Source organism: Pseudoalteromonas piratica, assembly GCF_000788395.1.
Lineage (GTDB): Bacteria > Pseudomonadota > Gammaproteobacteria > Enterobacterales > Alteromonadaceae > Pseudoalteromonas > Pseudoalteromonas piratica.
The window spans coordinates 740,066-761,454 of sequence record NZ_CP009888.1 but is presented as its reverse complement, the minus strand read 5'-3'; the positions used below and the strand labels follow the sequence as shown (position 1 = coordinate 761,454).

17 protein-coding genes and 2 rRNA genes are annotated in these 21,389 nt (G+C 42.5%); 8 read left to right on the top strand and 11 right to left on the bottom strand.

Annotated elements, in window-relative coordinates; genetic code table 11:
* Nucleotides 1–104 precede the first annotated feature (104 nt).
* Together OM33_RS03390 and OM33_RS03385 are read right to left on the bottom strand one after the other, a co-directional pair.
* Nucleotides 105–2,985, bottom strand: a 23S ribosomal RNA gene (locus tag OM33_RS03390).
* A gap of 275 nt (nt 2,986–3,260) precedes the next feature.
* A 16S ribosomal RNA gene (locus OM33_RS03385) occupies nt 3,261–4,793 on the bottom strand.
* Together the 16S and 23S rRNA genes form the textbook arrangement of a ribosomal RNA operon.
* Before the next feature lie 571 nt (nt 4,794–5,364).
* On the opposite strand from OM33_RS03385, the gene OM33_RS03380 reads away from it, so the two are divergent.
* Nucleotides 5,365–5,898 (top strand): gamma carbonic anhydrase family protein, encoded by a 534-nt coding sequence (locus tag OM33_RS03380; RefSeq protein ID WP_038638777.1) that lies wholly within the window; start codon nt 5,365–5,367, stop codon nt 5,896–5,898.
* On the opposite strand, the gene OM33_RS03375 is transcribed toward OM33_RS03380, so the two are convergent.
* Both OM33_RS03375 and aroE read right to left on the bottom strand, forming a co-directional pair.
* Nucleotides 5,893–6,135: a DUF1488 family protein gene (locus tag OM33_RS03375; RefSeq protein WP_038638775.1), complete on the bottom strand. Its 243-nt coding sequence runs from the start codon at nt 6,133–6,135 to the stop codon at nt 5,893–5,895. The two genes, OM33_RS03380 and OM33_RS03375, sit on opposite strands and share 6 nt — an antisense overlap.
* Nucleotides 6,135–6,956, bottom strand: a complete 822-nt coding sequence (aroE, locus tag OM33_RS03370; RefSeq protein WP_038638773.1) for a shikimate dehydrogenase — start codon at nt 6,954–6,956, stop codon at nt 6,135–6,137. The genes OM33_RS03375 and aroE overlap by 1 nt, the downstream gene beginning before the upstream one ends.
* A 47-nt stretch (nt 6,957–7,003) precedes the next feature.
* Here aroE and OM33_RS03365 point away from each other — a divergent pair, with 47 nt between their 5' ends.
* Both OM33_RS03365 and OM33_RS03360 read left to right on the top strand, forming a co-directional pair.
* Entirely contained in the window at nt 7,004–7,435 is a 432-nt protein-coding gene (locus tag OM33_RS03365) for a group II truncated hemoglobin (protein ID WP_407681047.1), read from the top strand.
* An 87-nt stretch (nt 7,436–7,522) separates the two neighbouring features.
* Nucleotides 7,523–9,130 (top strand): methyl-accepting chemotaxis protein, encoded by a 1,608-nt coding sequence (locus tag OM33_RS03360; protein WP_038638768.1) that lies wholly within the window; start codon nt 7,523–7,525, stop codon nt 9,128–9,130.
* A gap of 50 nt (nt 9,131–9,180) precedes the next feature.
* On the opposite strand, the gene hemF is transcribed toward OM33_RS03360, so the two are convergent.
* The 6 genes from hemF to OM33_RS03330 form a co-directional block, all read right to left on the bottom strand.
* On the bottom strand, nt 9,181–10,095 hold the full coding sequence (gene hemF / locus OM33_RS03355) for an oxygen-dependent coproporphyrinogen oxidase (protein ID WP_038638765.1): 915 nt from the start codon (nt 10,093–10,095) through the stop codon (nt 9,181–9,183).
* Between the two features lie 2 nt (nt 10,096–10,097).
* On the bottom strand, nt 10,098–10,661 hold the full coding sequence (locus OM33_RS03350; protein WP_052141046.1) for an L-threonylcarbamoyladenylate synthase: 564 nt from the start codon (nt 10,659–10,661) through the stop codon (nt 10,098–10,100).
* A 13-nt stretch (nt 10,662–10,674) separates the two neighbouring features.
* Nucleotides 10,675–11,232, bottom strand: coding sequence for a DNA topoisomerase family protein (locus OM33_RS03345; protein ID WP_038638762.1), 558 nt, complete (start codon nt 11,230–11,232; stop codon nt 10,675–10,677).
* Between the two features lie 78 nt (nt 11,233–11,310).
* Nucleotides 11,311–11,784: a DUF494 family protein gene (locus OM33_RS03340; protein ID WP_038638760.1), complete on the bottom strand. Its 474-nt coding sequence runs from the start codon at nt 11,782–11,784 to the stop codon at nt 11,311–11,313.
* Between the two features lie 2 nt (nt 11,785–11,786).
* Nucleotides 11,787–12,875, bottom strand: coding sequence for a DNA-processing protein DprA (dprA, locus tag OM33_RS03335; RefSeq protein WP_038638757.1), 1,089 nt, complete (start codon nt 12,873–12,875; stop codon nt 11,787–11,789).
* Between the two features lie 33 nt (nt 12,876–12,908).
* The gene (locus tag OM33_RS03330) at nt 12,909–14,015 is read right to left on the bottom strand and encodes a LysM peptidoglycan-binding domain-containing protein (protein ID WP_038638755.1); all 1,107 of its coding nucleotides are present in this window, start codon (nt 14,013–14,015) and stop codon (nt 12,909–12,911) included.
* A gap of 124 nt (nt 14,016–14,139) precedes the next feature.
* Here OM33_RS03330 and def point away from each other — a divergent pair, with 124 nt between their 5' ends.
* From def to OM33_RS03305, 5 genes are all read left to right on the top strand, one after another.
* Complete coding sequence (def, locus tag OM33_RS03325; protein ID WP_038638752.1) at nt 14,140–14,652, top strand: peptide deformylase; 513 nt, start codon at nt 14,140–14,142, stop codon at nt 14,650–14,652.
* A gap of 18 nt (nt 14,653–14,670) precedes the next feature.
* Nucleotides 14,671–15,624, top strand: coding sequence for a methionyl-tRNA formyltransferase (gene fmt / locus OM33_RS03320; RefSeq protein WP_038638751.1), 954 nt, complete (start codon nt 14,671–14,673; stop codon nt 15,622–15,624).
* Nucleotides 15,608–16,900, top strand: a complete 1,293-nt coding sequence (gene rsmB / locus OM33_RS03315; RefSeq protein ID WP_038638748.1) for a 16S rRNA (cytosine(967)-C(5))-methyltransferase RsmB — start codon at nt 15,608–15,610, stop codon at nt 16,898–16,900. Before fmt ends, rsmB begins: the two co-directional genes overlap by 17 nt.
* A 35-nt stretch (nt 16,901–16,935) precedes the next feature.
* On the top strand, nt 16,936–18,312 hold the full coding sequence (gene trkA, locus OM33_RS03310; RefSeq protein WP_038638746.1) for a Trk system potassium transporter TrkA: 1,377 nt from the start codon (nt 16,936–16,938) through the stop codon (nt 18,310–18,312).
* A 164-nt stretch (nt 18,313–18,476) separates the two neighbouring features.
* Nucleotides 18,477–19,601: a DUF3103 family protein gene (locus tag OM33_RS03305; protein ID WP_038638743.1), complete on the top strand. Its 1,125-nt coding sequence runs from the start codon at nt 18,477–18,479 to the stop codon at nt 19,599–19,601.
* Between the two features lie 299 nt (nt 19,602–19,900).
* Here the strand turns inward: OM33_RS03305 and OM33_RS03300 are convergent, their stop codons facing one another.
* Nucleotides 19,901–21,352, bottom strand: coding sequence for a TrkH family potassium uptake protein (locus OM33_RS03300; RefSeq protein ID WP_038638741.1), 1,452 nt, complete (start codon nt 21,350–21,352; stop codon nt 19,901–19,903).
* Nucleotides 21,353–21,389 lie beyond the last annotated feature (37 nt).

The window sequence follows — 21,389 nt, the reverse complement described above, 5'->3', positions numbered from 1 at the left end:
TCTAAATCTGGAAAGCTTTTTTTAAGTAAATGTCTACTTTAGTATTTGTCTCTTTTTTCAGAGACTATTCAACTTCTAACGAGTCTAAACCACTTTGGCGTTGTATGGTTAAGCCTCACGGGTAATTAGTACGAGTTAGCTTAATGCCTCACAGCACTTCCACATCTCGCCTATCAACGTTGTAGTCTTCAACGGCCCTTCAGTTAACTCAAGTTAAAGTGAGAACTCATCTCGAGGCTCGCTTCCCGCTTAGATGCTTTCAGCGGTTATCGATTCCGAACGTAGCTACCGGGCAATGCAATTGGCATCACAACCCGAACACCAGCGGTTCGTCCACTCCGGTCCTCTCGTACTAGGAGCAGCCCCTCTCAATTCTCAAACGCCCACGGCAGATAGGGACCGAACTGTCTCACGACGTTCTAAACCCAGCTCGCGTACCACTTTAAATGGCGAACAGCCATACCCTTGGGACCGACTTCAGCCCCAGGATGTGATGAGCCGACATCGAGGTGCCAAACACCGCCGTCGATATGAACTCTTGGGCGGTATCAGCCTGTTATCCCCGGAGTACCTTTTATCCGTTGAGCGATGGCCCTTCCATTCAGAACCACCGGATCACTATGACCTACTTTCGTACCTGCTCGACGTGTCTGTCTCGCAGTTAAGCTTGCTTCTACCATTACACTAACCGTACGATGTCCGACCGTACTTAGCAAACCTTCGTGCTCCTCCGTTACTCTTTGGGAGGAGACCGCCCCAGTCAAACTACCCACCAGGCACTGTCCACAACCCCGATTCAGGGGCCTATGTTAGAACATCAACACTACAAGGGTGGTATTTCAAGGACGGCTCCACACAATCTAGCGACTGTGCTTCAAAGCCTCCCACCTATCCTACACATGTAGGGTCAATGTTCAGTGCCAAGCTGTAGTAAAGGTTCACGGGGTCTTTCCGTCTAGCCGCGGGTACACAGCATCTTCACTGCGATTTCAATTTCACTGAGTCTCGGGTGGAGACAGCGTGGCCATGGTTACACCATTCGTGCAGGTCGGAACTTACCCGACAAGGAATTTCGCTACCTTAGGACCGTTATAGTTACGGCCGCCGTTTACCGGGGCTTCGATCAAGAGCTTCGCCGAAGCTAACCCCATCAATTAACCTTCCGGCACCGGGCAGGTGTCACACCCTATACGTCTTCTTTCGAATTTGCAGAGTGCTGTGTTTTTAATAAACAGTCCCAGCCACCTAGTCACTGCGACTCTCGTCCGCTTAGAGAGCAAGTCTCATCACAGATAAGAGCGTACCTTCTCCCGAAGTTACGGTACAATTTTGCCTAGTTCCTTCACCCGAGTTCTCTCAAGCGCCTTAGTATTCTCTACCTGACCACCTGTGTCGGTTTGGGGTACGATTCGAAATAATCTGAAGCTTAGAGGCTTTTCCTGGAAGTATGGCATCAACAACTTCCACTCCGTAGAGTGTCGTCTCGTATCTCAGCCTTAGAAACCCGGATTTGCCTAAGTTTCCAGCCTACATACTTTCACATGGACAACCAACGCCATGCTTGTTTAGCCTGCTCCGTCCCCCCATCGCAATTATTCCAAGTACGGGAATATTAACCCGTTTCCCATCGACTACGCCTTTCGGCCTCGCCTTAGGGGTCGACTCACCCTACCCTGATTAGCATGGGATAGGAACCCTTGGTCTTCCGGCGAGCGGGTTTTTCACCCGCTTTATCGTTACTCATGTCAGCATTCGCACTTCTGATACCTCCAGCATGCCTCCCGACACACCTTCAACAGCTTACAGAACGCTCCCCTACCCCGCGAATAAATTCGCAGCCGCAGCTTCGGTGGTATGTTTAGCCCCGTTACATCTTCCGCGCAGACCGACTCGACCAGTGAGCTATTACGCTTTCTTTAAAGGATGGCTGCTTCTAAGCCAACCTCCTGGCTGTCTGGGCCTTTCCACATCGTTTCCCACTTAACATACACTTTGGGACCTTAGCTGGCGGTCTGGGTTGTTTCCCTCTCCACGACGGACGTTAGCACCCGCCGTGTGTCTCCCGGATATTACTTATTGGTATTCGGAGTTTGCAAAGGGTTGGTAAGTCGGGATGACCCCCTAGCCTTAACAGTGCTCTACCCCCAATAGTATTCGTCCGAGGCTCTACCTAAATAGATTTCGGGGAGAACCAGCTATCTCCCGGTTTGATTAGCCTTTCACTCCTAGCCACAGGTCATCCGCTAGCTTTTCAACGATAGTCGGTTCGGTCCTCCAGTCAGTGTTACCTGACCTTCAACCTGCCCATGGCTAGATCACCGGGTTTCGGGTCTATACCCAGCAACTAAACGCGCAGTTAACGCTCGCTTTCACTACGGCTCCCCTAAATGGTTAACCTCGCTACTGAATATAAGTCGCTGACCCATTATACAAAAGGTACGCAGTCACAGAACGAATCTGCTCCTACTGCTTGTACGTATACGGTTTCAGGTTCTATTTCACTCCCCTCACAGGGGTTCTTTTCGCCTTTCCCTCACGGTACTGGTTCACTATCGGTCAGTTGGGAGTATTTAGCCTTGGAGGATGGTCCCCCCATATTCAGTCAAAGTTTCACGTGCTCCGACCTACTCGATTTCACTGTAAATAAGTTTTCGTGTACGGGACTATCACCCTGTATCGTCAAACTTTCCAGAATGTTCCACTAACTACATTACAGCTTAAGGGCTAATCCGATTTCGCTCGCCGCTACTTTCGGAATCTCGGTTGATTTCTTTTCCTCGGGGTACTTAGATGTTTCAGTTCTCCCGGTTCGCCTCACTTACCTATGTATTCAGTAAGTGATACCACTAAGTGGTGGGTTTCCCCATTCGGAAATCCTAGTCTCAAGCGCTTTTTACTAGCTTGACTAGGCTTATCGCAAGTTAATACGTCCTTCATCGCCTCCAACTGCCAAGGCATCCACCGTATACGCTTAGTCACTTAACCATACAACCCAAAATGGTTTGTATTGCTAAAGACAGTTTTTAACTCCGCCAGAAGTTAAATATTGAATACTAAAGTAGATACCAACAACAACTTAATGTTGCGGCATATTTTCTTTACTTTATTTTGAGAACTCTAAATTAAATAATGCACTTACAAGTAAGTACTTAATTTAAAGTTTGTCAGCTTTCCAAATTTTTAAAGAGCAAATTAACTAAGCAAACGCTTAGCTAACAATCATCTGTGTGGACACTTCGAACAAAAAGTTCTAAATCGTATAAGGAGGTGATCCAGCCCCAGGTTCCCCTAGGGCTACCTTGTTACGACTTCACCCCAGTCATGAATCACTCCGTGGTAAGCGCCCTCCCTAAGGTTAAGCTACCTACTTCTGGAGCAACCCACTCCCATGGTGTGACGGGCGGTGTGTACAAGGCCCGGGAACGTATTCACCGCGACATTCTGATTCGCGATTACTAGCGATTCCGACTTCATGGAGTCGAGTTGCAGACTCCAATCCGGACTACGACGCACTTTAAGTGATTCGCTTACTCTCGCGAGTTCGCAGCACTCTGTATGCGCCATTGTAGCACGTGTGTAGCCCTACACGTAAGGGCCATGATGACTTGACGTCGTCCCCACCTTCCTCCGGTTTATCACCGGCAGTCTCCTTAGAGTTCCCGACCGAATCGCTGGCAACTAAGGATAGGGGTTGCGCTCGTTGCGGGACTTAACCCAACATCTCACAACACGAGCTGACGACAGCCATGCAGCACCTGTCTCAGAGTTCCCGAAGGCACCAAACTATCTCTAGTAAGTTCTCTGGATGTCAAGTGTAGGTAAGGTTCTTCGCGTTGCATCGAATTAAACCACATGCTCCACCGCTTGTGCGGGCCCCCGTCAATTCATTTGAGTTTTAACCTTGCGGCCGTACTCCCCAGGCGGTCTACTTAATGCGTTAGCTTTGGAAGACAGTTCCGAAAAACCGAACTCCTAGTAGACATCGTTTACGGCGTGGACTACCGGGGTATCTAATCCCGTTTGCTCCCCACGCTTTCGTACATGAGCGTCAGTGTTGACCCAGGTGGCTGCCTTCGCCATCGGTATTCCTTCAGATCTCTACGCATTTCACCGCTACACCTGAAATTCTACCACCCTCTATCACACTCTAGTTTGCCAGTTCGAAATGCAGTTCCCAGGTTGAGCCCGGGGCTTTCACATCTCGCTTAACAAACCGCCTGCGTACGCTTTACGCCCAGTAATTCCGATTAACGCTCGCACCCTCCGTATTACCGCGGCTGCTGGCACGGAGTTAGCCGGTGCTTCTTCTGTTGCTAACGTCACAGCTAGCAGGTATTAACTACTAACCTTTCCTCACAACTGAAAGTGCTTTACAACCCGAAGGCCTTCTTCACACACGCGGCATGGCTGCATCAGGCTTGCGCCCATTGTGCAATATTCCCCACTGCTGCCTCCCGTAGGAGTCTGGACCGTGTCTCAGTTCCAGTGTGGCTGATCATCCTCTCAAACCAGCTAGGGATCGTCGGCTTGGTGAGCCATTACCTCACCAACTACCTAATCCCACTTGGGCCAATCTAAAGGCGAGAGCCGAAGCCCCCTTTGGTCCGTAGACATTATGCGGTATTAGCCATCGTTTCCAATGGTTGTCCCCCACCTAAAGGCATGTTCCCAAGCATTACTCACCCGTCCGCCGCTCGTCATCTTCTAGCAAGCTAGAAATGTTACCGCTCGACTTGCATGTGTTAGGCCTGCCGCCAGCGTTCAATCTGAGCCATGATCAAACTCTTCAATTAAAAGTGTTTTTGGACATAAGTCCGACTCAATGAATTCTGATTTTGATATCAAAAGATATCGAATTGACTGTGCTGAATAAATTTCTTTATTCCGTTGGTCACTCAGTTCAATTAAGTCTAAATTTTGTTACGCTAAAAGCGTATGTTAGAACTTAATCTGTACGAGTGCCCACACAGATGATTGCTTAAATTTTTAAAGAACAGTTGCAAACAACCTTGTGTTTGCCGCGACACTTCGTCGCTGTTAGGGCTGCGTATGTTACGCTTTCCTAATTTTTTGTCAACACTTAATTTTGATTATTTTTAAAAACTTTCAAAACTCAGTTTTACTTGACTCATCCAACTCGTGATTCGCTGCTATGCTGCGTCGTTCCCCGTGTTTGTGGAGGCGCATTATAGAGAGATTTGATTTGAGCGCAACCCTTTTTTAAAGAAAATTTGTATTTTTTTACTGTTTGTTTGAAATAACATCTAAAAGCCTTAAAAACATACATTTTCTGATCAGAAATTAACAAATCCGTTACTCTTCTCTATACTTTGCCTATTAATAAGCACGTCAATTGGTACTGTCATGACAATAAGAAGTTATAAAGGTGTTGAACCAAAAATTAATTTAAATACATATATAGATGAATCAGCCGTACTGGTCGGCCAAATCGAGATTGGCGCAGATTCAAGTATTTGGCCATTAGTCGCTGCACGTGGCGATGTGAACTACATTAAAATTGGTGAACGCACAAATGTACAAGACGGTTCTGTACTTCATGTGACACGTAAAAGTAATTCAGCGCCAAACGGCTACCCATTAATTATTGGTGATGATGTCACAATTGGTCACAAAGCAATGTTACATGGCTGTGTACTGGGAAACCGTATCTTAGTTGGTATGGGTGCAATTATAATGGACAACGCTGTTGTTGAAGATAATGTGATTATTGGCGGGGGCTCTTTGGTTCCACCTAACAAGACGTTAGAGTCAGGTTATTTATATGTAGGAAGCCCAGTTAAGCAAGCCCGTAAGCTAACTGAAGCTGAGCTTGCTTTCCTTAAAGTATCTGCTGATAACTACGTTGTATTAAAGAATGAGTACTTAGAAGAGCTATAGTAGCTCTTCTACTTCTATCAAACCTTCATCATTATACAGCTCGTCTTCGATTGCACTTTCTGCAATATCTTCATAGTCGAATTTTTTACTTTCAAAGTCAGAGATCGCATCTTTTTCAGATTTGTTGGTTAAATAAAAACACCTAATCAGCTGACCTGACACTTGGGCAAAAAAAGAAATACGCTTTGTGCTTTCATCATATTCAACACGATCAACAAAAATGATTGATTGGTTCATTAAAGTTCTCCTGACTTAAGCTGTTCAATTACCGCTTGTGTTGAAGGCTTAGCACCTCGCCAGACATGAAACGCTTCTGCGGCCTGCCCTACTAACATACCCGAGCCATCTAATGTGACGGCCTGTGGATTAACACTTTTAACCCACAGATTAAACGAAGTATCTTGTTGGCTATAAAACATATCGTAGGCAAGTTCACACTGTTCAACAAAACGTTCTGAAATTGGCGGAACATCACCTGTAATGCTGGCTGAAGTTGAGTTAATAATAATATCGAAACTAGCTTGTGGTTGATCATCAAAGCCACACGCTTCAATCTCACCATAGCTAGCAAATTCTTGTCTTAGCTTTATAGCCTTTTCTATTGTTCTGTTTATTATTGTGAGCTTTTCTGGCTGCTGCTGTAAAATGGGTAAAATTGCTCCTCGCGCAGCGCCACCAGCACCAATTAATAAAACCCTTTTATCTGATATTTCAAATTGATTATTTAAAATATCGCTAACTAGGCCAATACCATCAGTATTATCGCCCACTAACTTGCCATCTGAATTAACTTTTATGGTGTTTACCGCACCTGCTGTTTTCGCTCTTTCAGTCAGTTCATCCACCAGAGCAAATGCTTCTTCTTTAAATGGTACTGTAACGTTTGCACCTATACCGCCAGCTTTCACAAATGAAGCGATTGATTCCTTAAAGCCATCAATCGGTGCTAATATGGCGCTGTATTCGATTGCTTGATTGAGTTCCTTTGCAAACGCTTGATGGATTTTCGGCGATTTTGAATGATTAACAGGGTTTCCGAATACAGCGTATTTATCCATTAGTTTTCTCGCATTGAGTTAGAGTTATGAAACAAATATTAAGACGTATGTTTGGCACAACGCAGACACAGAATGAACCTCATCAATCCCCCTCACCAGAAACCACACCTTATATGCTAATGGGTGGTGAGAGTGGTGCGCGCGCTCTAGCAAATCGATTTTACAATATTATGGCAGAAGAAGAATACGCCAAACCATTATATGATATGCATCCTCAACCTTTAGATCGAATTAGACAAGTGTTTTTCGAATTTTTATCCGGTTGGCTAGGTGGTCCTGACTTGTTTGTTGAAAAATATGGCCATCCGATGCTAAGAAAGCGTCATATGCCCTTTCCTATCGATCAAGACTTGAGAGATCAATGGATGTTTTGCATGAATAAGGCGCTGGATATTGAGATTGATAATCCCGTATTACGCGAAGGACTTAAACAATCACTTGCTCAACTCGCTACTCATATGATTAATCAAAATAACTAACTTGACTTAAATTAGGTTGCGTTAAATCAATGCAACCTTATCAATTATTTCGCATACTCAGTTGACTTATTGCTAGAGAAAACAGTTATGCGCCATCACTCTATACAACATAAGATCTTCGCTTTACTTACTGTAACAGGCATCTTAGTACTCGGGGCTAGTTTATTTACAGGACAAAAACAGCAAAGCGAATTGGCTCACCAAACGATTGAACAAAATATTAAAATTTTGGCTGATAATTATTTTGATTCAATTAATACCATGATGCTCACAGGTACCATGGCGAACCGTGAAATTTTGCGCACAAAAATACTCAGTGAAGAACAAATTAAAGATATACATATCATTCGCGGCGATAAAATTAACCAGTTTTTTGGTCCCGGAGAAGCGAACCAGTCACCACAGAATAAGCAAGAAAAAGATGCACTAAATGGCAAAGAACAAGTGCACTTCACAAAAAGTAATGACGGCCATAATTTAATTACCTATTTAAAACCCATCAGTGCAAATGAAGATTACCGAGGTACTAACTGTTTAGGCTGTCACCAAGCTAAAGAAGGTGAAATTCTTGGCGCAGTAAAGATCAGTTATTCTTTAGACAAAGTGGATGCAGCTGTAACACGCAACTCTTGGATAAGCTTCGGCATTCTCACGACTATATTTGTTGTTACTTTTGTCACTCTCGGTTGGTTATTTAGGAAGTTCTTGATTGAGCGTTTGCGCATTATTGGTAAATCAATGCGATTGGCATCACAAAATAACGATTTAACCATTCATGTGAAAGATAACACCAATGATGAACTTGGCCGCCTAGCGAATAATTTCAATCTAATGATGACTGCTTTTAAAGGAAATATCAGTCAGTTATCAGAATCGTCAAAGGTGCTTATTCACAGCGCAGAAAAGATTTATGCATCAGCCGAAACTACAGAGCAGGCAATAAACCAGCAAAAACAAGGTACAGATTCAGTAGCAGCTGCTATTAACGAGTTAGAGTCTTCCTCTTCGGAAGTTCGTAATACAACACACTTTGCATCTGAGCGTTCTGATACCAGTAACCATTTGGCAGAAACAAGTTTAGAAATCGCAGAAAGCACCGAAGAAAGCATAAATGGCTTAGCGCTCGAAGTACGAACTGCAGCTCAACAAGTGAGTGAATTACAAAATCGTACATTAGAGGTCGGAAAAGTACTTGAGGTAATTAGTAATATCGCAGAGCAAACTAACCTGCTCGCGCTAAATGCCGCTATAGAAGCAGCGCGAGCAGGTGAAGCTGGCCGAGGCTTTGCTGTTGTTGCTGACGAGGTTCGTACTCTCGCTAATCGTACCCATGATTCTACCGACGAAATAAAACGCACGATTGAAAACCTGCAATCAGAGGCGTTAGAAACCGTAAATACGATGAATCGCTCTAGTGAGGATGCGGATAAGCGTGCTGAACAAGTGAAAAAAGTCGCATTGGCACTGAAAGATATTTCAGAACATATGAAAGAAATCAATCAACTTAATACTCAAATAGCGGATGCCACTGAGCAGCAAAATTTAGCTGCTGAAGAAATTAATCAGAGTGTTATTGCAATCAGTGATAATGCTGAAACATCTTTAGTTGATGCCCATGAAAGTAAACAAGTCAGTGAAAGTTTATTATCTCTTGCTCGAGAGTTAGACCAGCAAGTGCGTAAATTTAAGTTATAAACATAAAAAAGCCGCAATATTGCGGCTTTCTCATATCAATACTTGGCTTATTAAATTTGCAGCCAATCTTTTGGCGACAAATAATTTTCGTACAAATTCGCTTCTAAGCTATTTGGTTCAGGTTTAAAGTCATATTCCCAGCGAGCAAGCGGTGGCATTGACATTAAAATAGATTCAGTACGACCACCTGTTTGTAGACCAAACAAAGTACCTCTATCCCATACTAAATTAAATTCCACATAACGACCACGGCGATAAAGTTGAAATTCCCGCTGTTGCTCTGTGAACGGAAAATCTTTACGTTTTTCTACAATTGGTAAATAAGCGTCTAAATATCCATTGCCCACGGCACGCATAAACGCAAAACAACGGTCAAAACCCCATTCATTTAAATCATCAAAGAATAAACCACCGACACCACGTGTTTCACCGCGATGTTTTAAATAGAAATACTCATCACACCACTTTTTGTAGTCATCATAAACCGTTTCACCAAATGGTAAGCACAACTTACATGCTTCTTGGTGCCAATGCTTCACATCTTCTAATACAGGATAAAAAGGCGTTAGGTCAAAACCACCACCAAACCACCAAATAGGCTCTTCACCTTCTTTTTCAGCAATAAAGAAACGAACATTGGCATGTGATGTGGGTACATGAGGGTTTTTAGGGTGAATAACTAACGATACACCGCAAGCGTGAAAGCTTCGACCAGCAAGCTCAGGACGATGTGCAGTTGCAGAGGCAGGCATCGACTCACCATAAACATGTGAAAAGTTTACGCCGCCTTGCTCAATTACTGAGCCATCGCGAATTACACGCGTACGGCCGCCACCACCTTCTTCGCGCTGCCAAGCGTCTTCGACAAATTTTGCGGTGCCATCGGCATGTTCTAAACCTGCACATATTTTATCTTGTAAGGCTAATAAAAACTCTTTTACTACTTCTAGGTTAACTTGCGACATAGTTATTCTCTAAATAATTTGCCTGTGAAGGCATCTTTAATTTGGCTTGGTTTGGTATTTCCACCAAGCTCACCTTCAACGTAAGCAGCAACTTTATCGCCAAACGCTTTTTTAGCCTCATCAAGGGTTAGTACTGGATCTTGCCCTGTTAGATTCGCACTTGTTGATACCAGAGGTTTACCAAACTCCTGGCATAACTGTTTTACGACTGGATGACTAGTTACTCTAACAGCAATGGTATCAAACTGACCTGTCAACCATTTAGGAGTACTTGACTTGGCAGGCATTACCCAAGTCACAGCTGCAGGCCATGAAGAGAAAATAGCGGCACGCTTATCTTGAGGAATTTTATCATCATCAACATAGTTCAATAGTTGACCATAGTTATCTGCAATTAAAATTAACCCTTTCTCAACTGGGCGCTGTTTAATATCCAGCAATTTCATAACTGCAGTTTCGCTATCAGGATCACACCCTAAACCATAAACAGCTTCTGTTGGATAAACAATTACACCATCATTTTTTAATGCGAGGGTAATTGAAGACTCGTTTAACTCGTTACTCACCGTTTGCTCCAAATCATAACGATACTTTGTGATTACAATGCTTTTGGGGACATTGTAATACAGTACCACTTGATGTTTTTTTCTCGACCATTACCTGCCAGCCACATTCAGGGCAAGGTTGGGCGACAGGTTTGTTATTTAATATGTATTTGCATTTCGGGTACCCTCCACATGAGTAAAAGGTTTTACCCGATTTATTACTGCGTTCAACAAGTGCTGACTTTTTACAACTAGGGCACGTTGGCAATTCACTCTTTGTTTCTTCTTGCGCAATAAAATGACATTCTGGAAAGTTTGTACATCCGATAAACATACCAAAACGACCATTTTTAACAGCCAGTGGGTGGCTACATTGGGGACATTCAGAGTCATCAAGTACTTTGATTAGGGTTTCATGATGCTCAACAAGTGAACGCGTATAGTCACAATTGGGGTAGTTATTACATCCTACGAATGGACCTTTCTTACTATGCTTTACACTGGTTTCAGAACCACACTTCGGACACACTTCATACTCTTTTTCTAAAGCATGTTCATGGACAGAGAATAAAGAATGATCAATTTTGCTCATAATTGTCAAAACACAGACATAATATAGGCAAAATTATACCATGTTAGCCAAGGCAAGATGCAAATTTAAACGCTGCGGTTAATGAATGGTGCCATTTTGCTCTTCAAATAATAAATCTTCCATCTGCGCATATGCGATTTCCTTGCCCGGCACATTGAACAACACCATGAGAACTACCCATTTTAAATCGTCCAATTCAATCACATCTTTGTCTAATGCGAAGATACGGTCGATCACCATTTCACGTGTGGTAGTATCAATAACGGAGATTTGCTCTAAAAACATTAAAAAGCCACGACAAGATAGATCAAGCTTCTCACATTCTTGTGCAGTAAAAATACGTACTGACTTTCCCGGTACTCTATTTAAGTAAGGATATTCATCGCTGTGCTGTAAGTCTGCAAGTTGCTCTAACCAATCAAGCGCTTTATATATTTCTCGATGATTAAACCCTGCTCTTAATAACTCATCTGTCAGCTCACTTTGTTCAACGAAAATTTCGCTTTCGCTGTGAATGTAGTTCTCAAACAAATACATGAGGATATCAAACATTTTCAACTCCTCCCTATTAGGGTATAACCGTCTAGAACACGAATAACATCGCCAGATAACTCTAGATCTAATAGTTTTGAAAGCAATTCATCCATTTGCAATCCAGATAGTTGTTGTAACTTATCTACAGGTGTTACTTCAAAAGTGAGGTGTTTTAAAACAGGATCTGTACACTCACCTTTTTTTTCCTCTTTTACTTTATATAGACAACTTTTTGGTAAAACGCTTAATTCTGCGAAAATATCCTCGCAATTTTCAATTAACTTAGCACCTTGCTTAATAAGTGCATGACACCCTTTAGATAGTTCATTGAACACAGAACCTGGTACAGCAAAGATTTCTCTATTTTGCTCTAACGCATATTTCGCAGTAATTAACGAACCACTTTTTTGCTCCGCTTCAACCACAATTGTTCCCATCGACAAACCTGAAATAATCCTATTTCTACGTGGGAAATTTGACGCAAGCGCAGACGCACCAGGTAAATATTCTGAAATAAGCAAACCATGTTCTTCTATCTCTCGATACAAGGATTGAGCGCGTTTTGGGTAACACACATCAACCCCAGTACCAAGCACAGCGATAGTTTTACCGGAAACATTTAAAGCTCCCTGATGAGCACAGCTATCAATTCCCCTGGCCATGCCTGAAACGATACAAAAATCACTGATAGCTAAGTTAGTTGCAATATCTGAACTTAATTGCCGTCCGACTTCCGTCGCATTTCTTGAACCAACAATGGCAAGCTTCGGCAGCTCAAGTAAATCAATATTGCCTTTACAAAAAAGTACTAATGGCGGGTTGGAAATCTCTTTTAAAAGCTGGGGGTAATTAGGATGTGAATAGTAAATAATATCGATATTACTATTATCACACTCACGGATCAGTGATGAGATTGTTTGCCAATTAACGCGCTTAAGATTATCGAGAACGCTTCTATTTGGACCAGCTTGAGTAAGCTCTGAATTAGGCGCAAAAATTTCACTAAATGTAAAATGAGCAAGTAAGTTTTGTGTGGTCTGGAAACCCACTCCTTTTGTCAAATAAAAAGCGAGCCAATATTCAAGCTCGCTTCTCTTATTATGTTGCATCTTCTCTCCTTAGAAGATGCTCCACAGAACATTTTAGTTATCTACGTGGATAGTATCACCAACGCGAACAGGCTCTAGAGTTTTAGTTACTATGGCGTAGCTTACTTTATCGTAAACTTTAAACACCATTAGTTCACCAACCTTTTCTTTTGGCATATTCCATTCGCGACTGTCTTCACCATCTCCAAAATAGCTCATTGTACGTTCATAACGTGAAGCAGCATCTTTGTATTTAGGTCCATCTTTACCTACTACAACTGTAGGCGATGCACGACGAATGTCCAGTACATGACCTGCTTTGATTGAATCCTTTTCACCGCGATTTAACACAACAACATCCATAGTACTAAACTCTCGTAATTTAGATGATGTATCAATTATCGTACCTGAAATGTCTGTTTCAGGGCGTTTCATCATGAAAAACGCCGGTAGTGTTTGTCCCTCTAAGGCTGGCATTAAAAAGTCACCTTGGCGCACTTCTCGTTTAGAGTTTTTTACACGTACGGAAGCAGGTACTGCATTTGCCTCATCTCCGGTTCTAAAAGCGCGACCAGTACCAACCAAAATGGCTTCATGACCTAGAACCTCTTCTGTTTCTGGATCAATATATGGGTCACCTTGGCGATAAATTCCATAAAACTGTGAGCGCTCTAAATCGCCTTTCACATAAATAATGTGATCTGTTTTTATATTTTTAACATTGGAATTTGCGCCCAACACCACTGGTCTTGTATCGATATCTTCTTTATCTAGCGCTTGCTCAAATGTTAAGAAAGGACGAATAACCTCTAACGGTAAGGTTGGTATTGCATCCCCTTTCTTCATTGTTTTACGAACACCAGGTGATAATTTTTTAAACTTTTGGTTAATCACCAACATTGGGCGACCTTGAGAGTCATACACCAAAGAAAGTTTGTCACCTGGGTAAATTAAATGCGGGTTGTCTATTTGTGGGTTCAGACGCCATAGCTCGGGCCACAACCAAGGTTGGTCGAGGTAAATAGCAGAAATATCCCAAAGGGTATCGCCTTTTTCAACAACATATTCTTTAGGGGCGTCCTTTCTGATCTGAAGCACATCAGCAAGAGTTGGAAACGCCATAGTTAATGCGACTATCGCAGCTGTCAGCTTTTTGACCATAACTAGCTTCCTTGAGCTGTTTTTTATTATTATTTACTTAAACCTGTAAAAGGTGAAGACAAATGGCTAAAATAAAAACATATCATAAATTGATGATTTTCGCATAGTTTAAATTAAGGTAAATATGGCTATTTTAGAAGTTTTACGCTTTCCAGACGAGAGATTACGTACAGTTGCTGAAGAAGTGACACAAATCAATGATGATACTAAGAAAATTGTATCAGATATGCTTGAGACCATGTATGACGAAAACGGTATTGGTTTAGCTGCAACGCAAGTAAATATCCACCAGCGCATTGTCGTCATCGACGTTTCAGAAGAAGGTAATGAACCACTGGTATTAATTAACCCAGAAATAATCAAGAAAGATGGCAGCACAATCAGCGAAGAAGGCTGTTTATCTGTGCCTGGTTCATACGCAAAAGTTGACCGTGCTGAAACGGTAACAGTCAAAGCGTTTGATGAAAACGGTAATGAGTTTGAAAAAGATGCAGATGGCCTACTTGCCATATGTATGCAACATGAGCTTGACCACTTAAAAGGTGTGCTTTTCATTGACTATCTTTCACCTTTAAAGCGTCAACGTATTCGCAAGAAGCTTGAAAAAGAAGCAAAATTAGCCGCGCGTGCTGGCTAACCTACCTGGAGTTAAACCTTGAGCAAACCTTTAAGAATTGTATTTGCGGGCACCCCAGACTTTGCCGCACAGCACCTCGATGCCTTAATACAGTCAAACCACGACGTAATTGCTGTTTACAGTCAACCTGACCGCCCTGCAGGTCGAGGTAAGAAATTAAAAGCCAGTGAAGTAAAACAACTCGCTTTAACCCATGACATACCGGTATATCAGCCTGAAAACTTTAAATCAGACGAAGCTAAACAACAGTTAGCCGATTTAGATGCTGATATCATGGTCGTAGTTGCGTATGGCCTACTCCTGCCAAAAGCAATATTAGAAACACCAAAACTCGGCTGCATTAATGTGCATGGTTCAATTCTTCCACGTTGGCGTGGCGCAGCACCAATTCAACGTGCCATTTGGGCCGGAGATGCGGAAACTGGCGTCACTATTATGCAAATGGATGAAGGTTTAGATACCGGCGATATGATCTCAATTGCCACATGTCCGATTGAGGCACATGATACAAGTGCAAGCCTTTACAGCAAGCTCGCTGAGCTAGGTCCGACGGCACTTATCGATACTTTAGCCACAATTGCCGATGGCACTGCAAATGCCGAAAAGCAAAATGACGAATTAGCCAATTACGCGAAAAAGCTTAGTAAAGACGAAGCAAATATCGATTGGCAAATGCCTGCGCAACAAATAGAACGTAATATTCGCGCCTTTAACCCATGGCCGATTTGCTTTACACAAATGCAAGGTAATACAGTAAAAGTCTATGCGGCTGAATTAGTTAACCTTGATGGCAATGTTGGTGAAGTGTTAGCTGCGGATAAAACAGGTATTACTGTCGCAACTGGTGAAGGTGCTCTTAAGATCACACAACTCCAGCCACAAGGTAAAAAACCAATGTCAGTACAAGACTTCTTAAATGGTCGTGCTGATTGGGTAGCAGTTGGTTCAATTTTAGGTGACAACAATGAGTAGTGTTCGTGCTTACGCAGCTGAAACACTGCACCTTGTGGTTGATAAAGGTCATTCATTATCTCAAGTATTACCAAGGTATTCAGATAAACTGCCACCAAAAGAGCGTCCTCTTTTACAGCAACTTTGCTACGGTGTATTGCGCTATTTGCCGAGCTTGGAGAATTACTGTTCTCACCTGCTTGAAAAGCCTCTAAAAGGTAAACAACGCCCTTTTCAGTTTTTACTTTATGTAGGAATTTATCAGCTGCAACATATGCGTATTCCAGCGCACGCAGCATTAGATGAAACGGTAAATGCAGTTAAAACCATGCGAGCTCCAGGCTTAAAAGGTCTAGTAAACGCAGTACTACGTAACTTTCAGCGCCGCCAAAGTGAGCTGGAAAATTTAGCCGACCAAATTGATGCCTGTAAGTACAACCACCCTGGTTGGTTTTTAAACAGATTGAAAGCTGCGTATCCAGATAATTGGCAAGATATTGTTGAAGCAAACCAAGTACAAGCGCCAATGTGGCTTCGTGTTAATGGTAACTACCATTCGCCAAAAGCATATCGCGAGTTACTTTTTGATGCTGACATTGAAGCACACTTAGTTGACCATTTTGATGATGCACTAGTGCTTGAAAATGCCGTTGACGTGTTTAAGCTACCCGGTTTCGAGCTCGGCCACAGTTCAGTTCAAGATGGCGCAGCGCAACTTGCGGCAAGATTACTCGAACCAAAAGATGGCGATAAAATTCTTGATGCCTGCGCAGCACCCGGTGGAAAAACGTGCCACATTTTAGAGCTAGCAGAGTGTAATGTTACTGCCCTTGATCATGACGCAACCCGTCTTGAGCGCGTACAACAAAACCTAGAACGTATTGGCCTAAACGCAAAGCTTATTAGCGCAGATGCCAGCCAACCCGACGACTGGTGGGATGGTGAGCAATACGATCGTATTTTACTGGATGTGCCTTGTTCTGCAACTGGTGTAATTCGTCGTCACCCTGATATCAAATGGCTGCGAAGAGCGTCTGATATCGAGCAACTGGCTAAGTTGCAACAGCAAATTCTTGAGCAAATTTGGCCATTATTAAAGTCTGGTGGCACGTTAGTTTATGCAACTTGTTCTGTTTTACCGGAAGAAAATACCGATCAGATAAAACAGTTTTTAGCAAAACATGCAGATGCCAAGCATATCGCACTCAATTTAACAGATACCATCGAGCAACCAGGTTGGCAATTACTGCCAGATGAGCATGATGGCTTTTTCTACGCAAAAATTGAAAAACTATAATTAAGGCGAAGCTCGCCAACTAAGCGATTGACAGTATGAAAATTATCATTTTAGGTGCCGGACAAGTTGGCGGCACCTTAGCAGAAAACCTAGTCGGTGAAAAAAACGAAATCACCGTGGTTGATATTAACCGAGAAAAGCTACGCGTATTACAAGATAAGTACGACCTTCAAGTTGTGTCTGGTCACAGTGCTCACCCTGAAGTATTACGCCAGGCTGGCGCTGAAGACGCCGATATGATTATTGCGGTTACTAGCTCTGACGAAGTTAATATGATTGCCTGTCAAATCGCTTACAGTATTTTTAATACGCCAACTAAAATTGCACGTATTCGCTCTGAGCAATACCTCAAATACAAAGAGCAACTATTTCATAACCATGACTTACCAGTAGACCACTACATTGCGCCTGAACAATTGGTTACACGCTACATTCATCGCCTTATAGATTATCCTGGGGCACTGCAAGTGCTGCAGTTTGCAGAAGGTAAATTATCTCTTGTAGCTGTAAAGGCTTATTATGGTGGTTTACTCGTTGGTTATGCGCTATCAGCGCTCAAAAAGCATATTCCTAATGTAGAAACACGAGTAGCAGCCATTTATCGTAAAGGTCGACCAATCAAACCTTTAGGCACCACTGTTATTGAAGCCGATGACGAAATATTCTTCGTTGCAGCAACTAAGCATATTCGCGCGGTAATGAGCGAACTGCAAAAACTCGAACAATCGTATAAAAAAATAATGATTGTTGGTGGCGGTAATATCGGTGCTGGTCTTGCCCGTACATTAGAGAAAAGTCACAGTGTAAAACTGATTGAGCGCAACCCTGAACGCGCTGAATATTTATCCGGTAGATTAGACCGTACCGTTGTATTTTGTGGTGATGCGTCAGACCAAGAGTTGTTATCGGAAGAACATATCGAACAAGTCGACGTATTTATTGCTGTTACTAACGACGATGAGGCAAACATCATGTCTGCCATGCTTGCCAAACGCATGGGCGCACAGAAAACCATGGTGTTAATTCAACGTGGTGCTTATGTTGACTTAGTGCAAGGTGGCGAAATTGATATTGCTATTTCACCTCAACAGGCGACTATTTCAGCTCTCTTAACGCATGTCCGACGTGGTGATATTGTGAATGTATATTCACTTCGTAAAGGTGCCGCAGAAGCTATTGAGGCAGTCGCCCATGGTGATGAAACCACCTCAAAGGTAGTTGGTAGAGCCATTCAAGATATTAAACTACCAGCAGGCACAACTATCGGGGCTATTGTGCGAAACGATGATGTTCTCATTGCCCATGACGATACCGTGATCCTCTCAGGTGACCACGTCATTATGTTCTTAATCGATAAAAAACAGATTCACGTTGTTGAGAAGCTGTTCCAAGTAAGTGCTATCTTCTTATAAGTTAAATTTAGAAATAGTACTTCTAAACAAAGTTTTACTCATAAATACTTCAGTATAATTTCTGTTTATTTATTAACCTTTCGTTACATTATTGACTATTTATTCTAACTTGGAGCTAATAAAGGTACACATGAATATGTACCTTTACTATTGGAGACAAGTTAATGAATAAAATAATAAAATCAATATTACTTAGCGCACTCGCTTTACCTATGGCGAGTGTGTCAGCCTTTGAAAGTGCAAGCCAAGAACGTTCCATGCATATTGCAGAACAAAAACGTGCATTAGCGCTTTCATTTGCAAAAAACTATACAGCGCTAAAGCCAAGCATTCTCGCCTCAACTTCACGCTATGATTTAATCGTTGAACCAGCAGAACTTGCTTTAAATAACCAAGCAATGAGCAACCTCAAACAAGTAGAAGCAAACATTCGCACAGCTAAAGGTTTACCTAACAATAACCACTCTATCACACAACTAAGAGTTGCTGACTCAAGCATGCTTAACTCGTTAATGTCTGAAACACCGTTATTTGCATGGGCACCAGCAGGTAATGAGAAATCATGGCAATTTATTGAAGCATTTGACACTCAAGGCAACACCTTTCATTTGCCGGTTAATGAGCTACCAGAGCGTCCAGTATTAATTGTTGAACTCGATAATAAACAAGCGTTATCGGAAGGTATTTCGGTATTAAAAAAAACATTAAAACCATTTAGCAGCTCACCTAAACAGGCTTTAGAATCAAGTATTCAATCTTCAACCAACCCAATTCAAACGTCAGTGCTTAAATCAATTCACTTACAAGACGATGAAGAGCCATGGATATCTGGTAAAGCAGAAGTATATAGTATCGTTACTGGTGTGAGCCCTTCTCGTGATGAGCCTGTACTCGATATAGTAGATATGCCATATCTTGATTACGATGGCACTACTTATAACCCTAATCAAATTATCATTTATTGGGACCGCTATCGTTGGCAAGCTGCTGATATTTTAATGATGGAGCAGGATGACAACACTAACTACAAAGAACTTGCGAGCCGCTTACTTGATGTTGCTACCGAGATTCTTAAAGCAATTCCAGACCCAGAAGTACAAGGTTATGCCATTATTCCACAGTTAACCAATAAAGTACTGGCTACTATGCCTGACTCATGGTTTACCAACGATGATGACTATGTGGATGTGTATTACACTTTATTTGAAGGCCAACGCTATTCAAATCACAAAGGCGCTAGCTCAAATGCAACTATCACACTTGAGCCTTTAACGATTCAACCACGTTAATAAACTGAGTCACTTTAAACCAGAATCAAAGAGCGTCAATGGCGCTCTTTTTTGTTTTTTTGACAGACTTCAAAATCATTCCGACGTTGGGTCCAGCTCGAAATCCCTTTCTCGCGTTCGACCAGCTGTGACGTACAAGATGTACTAATGCCGCAATTACATGGATGTAAATGAGCGGCCTAAACTTCGTTGCGGTCTGGAATAAACGACCGATATATTAAGTCGTCCTGACGCGATATTCCGGCTAGAAATCCCTTTCTCGCGTTCGACCAGCTGCGAAACTTCGTTTCGGTCTGGTCTCACCCACGCCAGAATGTTGGGGTGAATAATACGAGTAATGTGAAAATTTCGAGGCGGCCAAATACCATAGCAAGTGTTAAAATCCACTTTGCAGTATCGGTAATATCGCCAAAGTGCGCTGCAACATCACCTAAGCCTGGCCCTAAGTTATTTAAGCAGGCGGCAGTTGCTGAGAATGCCGTGATGTTGTCCATTCCAGTTGCTAATAAGCACAGCATAATGATGACAAATACCAAAGCATAGGCGGAGAAAAAACCCCATACAGCTTCGACTACTTTATCAGGTAATGCTTTGCGACCAAGCTTTATAGAGTAAATTGCACGTGGGTGTACCAAGCGGTTTAACTCGCGAATACCCTGTAAGTACAACAGAAACACGCGTACTACTTTCATGCCGCCACCTGTTGAGCCAGCACAGCCACCAATAAAGCTTGAAAAGATCAGCAAAATTGGTAAAAACAGCGGCCACTGTGAGAAGCTATCTGTGGCAAAACCAGCCGTTGTACTAATTGAAACGGCTTGGAATAGCGCTTGGTCAAATGCCTGATCGGTCGAGGTATAAATACCTGCAGACGTCAGTACAAAGAAACACAAAAGCACTAAACATGTTTGAATAAATAGAAATACTTTGAGCTCTGGGTCACGCCAATAAACGCGAAAGTTTTTATTAGCCACTGCCGCATAATGCAGCGAGAAGTTCACTGCAGCAATAAGTAAAAACACCACACAAATAATGTTAATTAGCGGGCTATTAAAGTGGCCAATAGAGGCATCATAAGTAGAAAAACCGCCAATGGCGATAGTCGAAAAGGCATGGCAAATAGCATCAAACCAATTCATCCCAGCTGCCCAATACGCCAAAGTACACGCACCTGTAAGCGACACATATATATACCAAAGGTGCTTTGCTGTATCGGCGATGCGCGGAGTCATTTTTGAATCTTTTACAGGCCCCGGTGTTTCAGCGCGGTAAAGCTGCATGCCACCCACCCCAAGCATAGGCAGTACCGCAACGGCAAGTACGATGATACCCATACCACCTAGCCATTGTAGTTGCTGGCGATAGAATAAAATCGCTTTAGGTAAATACTCAATACCCGTTAAAACGGTAGCCCCTGTAGTGGTGAGGCCAGAAAAGGATTCAAAAACCGAATCGGCAATAGATAGGTTAGGTTCTTCCAAAAAAATTAACGGTAACGAACCAAAGCTGCCCAGTACTAACCAAAACAAAACCACAATTAAAAAGCCTTCTCGGGCCTTCAAATCCCCTCTTTGTTTACGGTTTGGGTAGTAAGCTATTAAGCCAATAATAATACTGAAGACAAATGCCAGAACAAACGGTACACCACCACCATCTTTATAAATAAGCGAAACGAGCGCTGGCGGGATCATGGTGATACTAAATAGAGCAACTAACTGCCCTAATATTTTAATTATTGTTCTGTATTGCATTGCAAGAGTAAGAAACGAGCTATTTTAAGCTATTCTC

What these genes read in the sequence shown, in the direction of transcription:
- OM33_RS03380 (WP_038638777.1), top strand. Translation starts at nt 5,365, where the DNA reads ATGACAATAAGAAGTTATAAAGGTGTTGAACCAAAAATTAATTTAAAT.
- OM33_RS03375 (WP_038638775.1), bottom strand. Translation starts at nt 6,135, where the DNA reads ATGAACCAATCAATCATTTTTGTTGATCGTGTTGAATATGATGAAAGC.
- aroE (WP_038638773.1), bottom strand. Translation starts at nt 6,956, where the DNA reads ATGGATAAATACGCTGTATTCGGAAACCCTGTTAATCATTCAAAATCG.
- OM33_RS03365 (WP_407681047.1), top strand. Translation starts at nt 7,004, where the DNA reads ATGTTTGGCACAACGCAGACACAGAATGAACCTCATCAATCCCCCTCA.
- OM33_RS03360 (WP_038638768.1), top strand. Translation starts at nt 7,523, where the DNA reads ATGCGCCATCACTCTATACAACATAAGATCTTCGCTTTACTTACTGTA.
- hemF (WP_038638765.1), bottom strand. Translation starts at nt 10,095, where the DNA reads ATGTCGCAAGTTAACCTAGAAGTAGTAAAAGAGTTTTTATTAGCCTTA.
- OM33_RS03345 (WP_038638762.1), bottom strand. Translation starts at nt 11,232, where the DNA reads ATGAGCAAAATTGATCATTCTTTATTCTCTGTCCATGAACATGCTTTA.
- OM33_RS03340 (WP_038638760.1), bottom strand. Translation starts at nt 11,784, where the DNA reads ATGTTTGATATCCTCATGTATTTGTTTGAGAACTACATTCACAGCGAA.
- dprA (WP_038638757.1), bottom strand. Translation starts at nt 12,875, where the DNA reads ATGCAACATAATAAGAGAAGCGAGCTTGAATATTGGCTCGCTTTTTAT.
- OM33_RS03330 (WP_038638755.1), bottom strand. Translation starts at nt 14,015, where the DNA reads ATGGTCAAAAAGCTGACAGCTGCGATAGTCGCATTAACTATGGCGTTT.
- def (WP_038638752.1), top strand. Translation starts at nt 14,140, where the DNA reads ATGGCTATTTTAGAAGTTTTACGCTTTCCAGACGAGAGATTACGTACA.
- trkA (WP_038638746.1), top strand. Translation starts at nt 16,936, where the DNA reads ATGAAAATTATCATTTTAGGTGCCGGACAAGTTGGCGGCACCTTAGCA.
- OM33_RS03305 (WP_038638743.1), top strand. Translation starts at nt 18,477, where the DNA reads ATGAATAAAATAATAAAATCAATATTACTTAGCGCACTCGCTTTACCT.
- OM33_RS03300 (WP_038638741.1), bottom strand. Translation starts at nt 21,352, where the DNA reads ATGCAATACAGAACAATAATTAAAATATTAGGGCAGTTAGTTGCTCTA.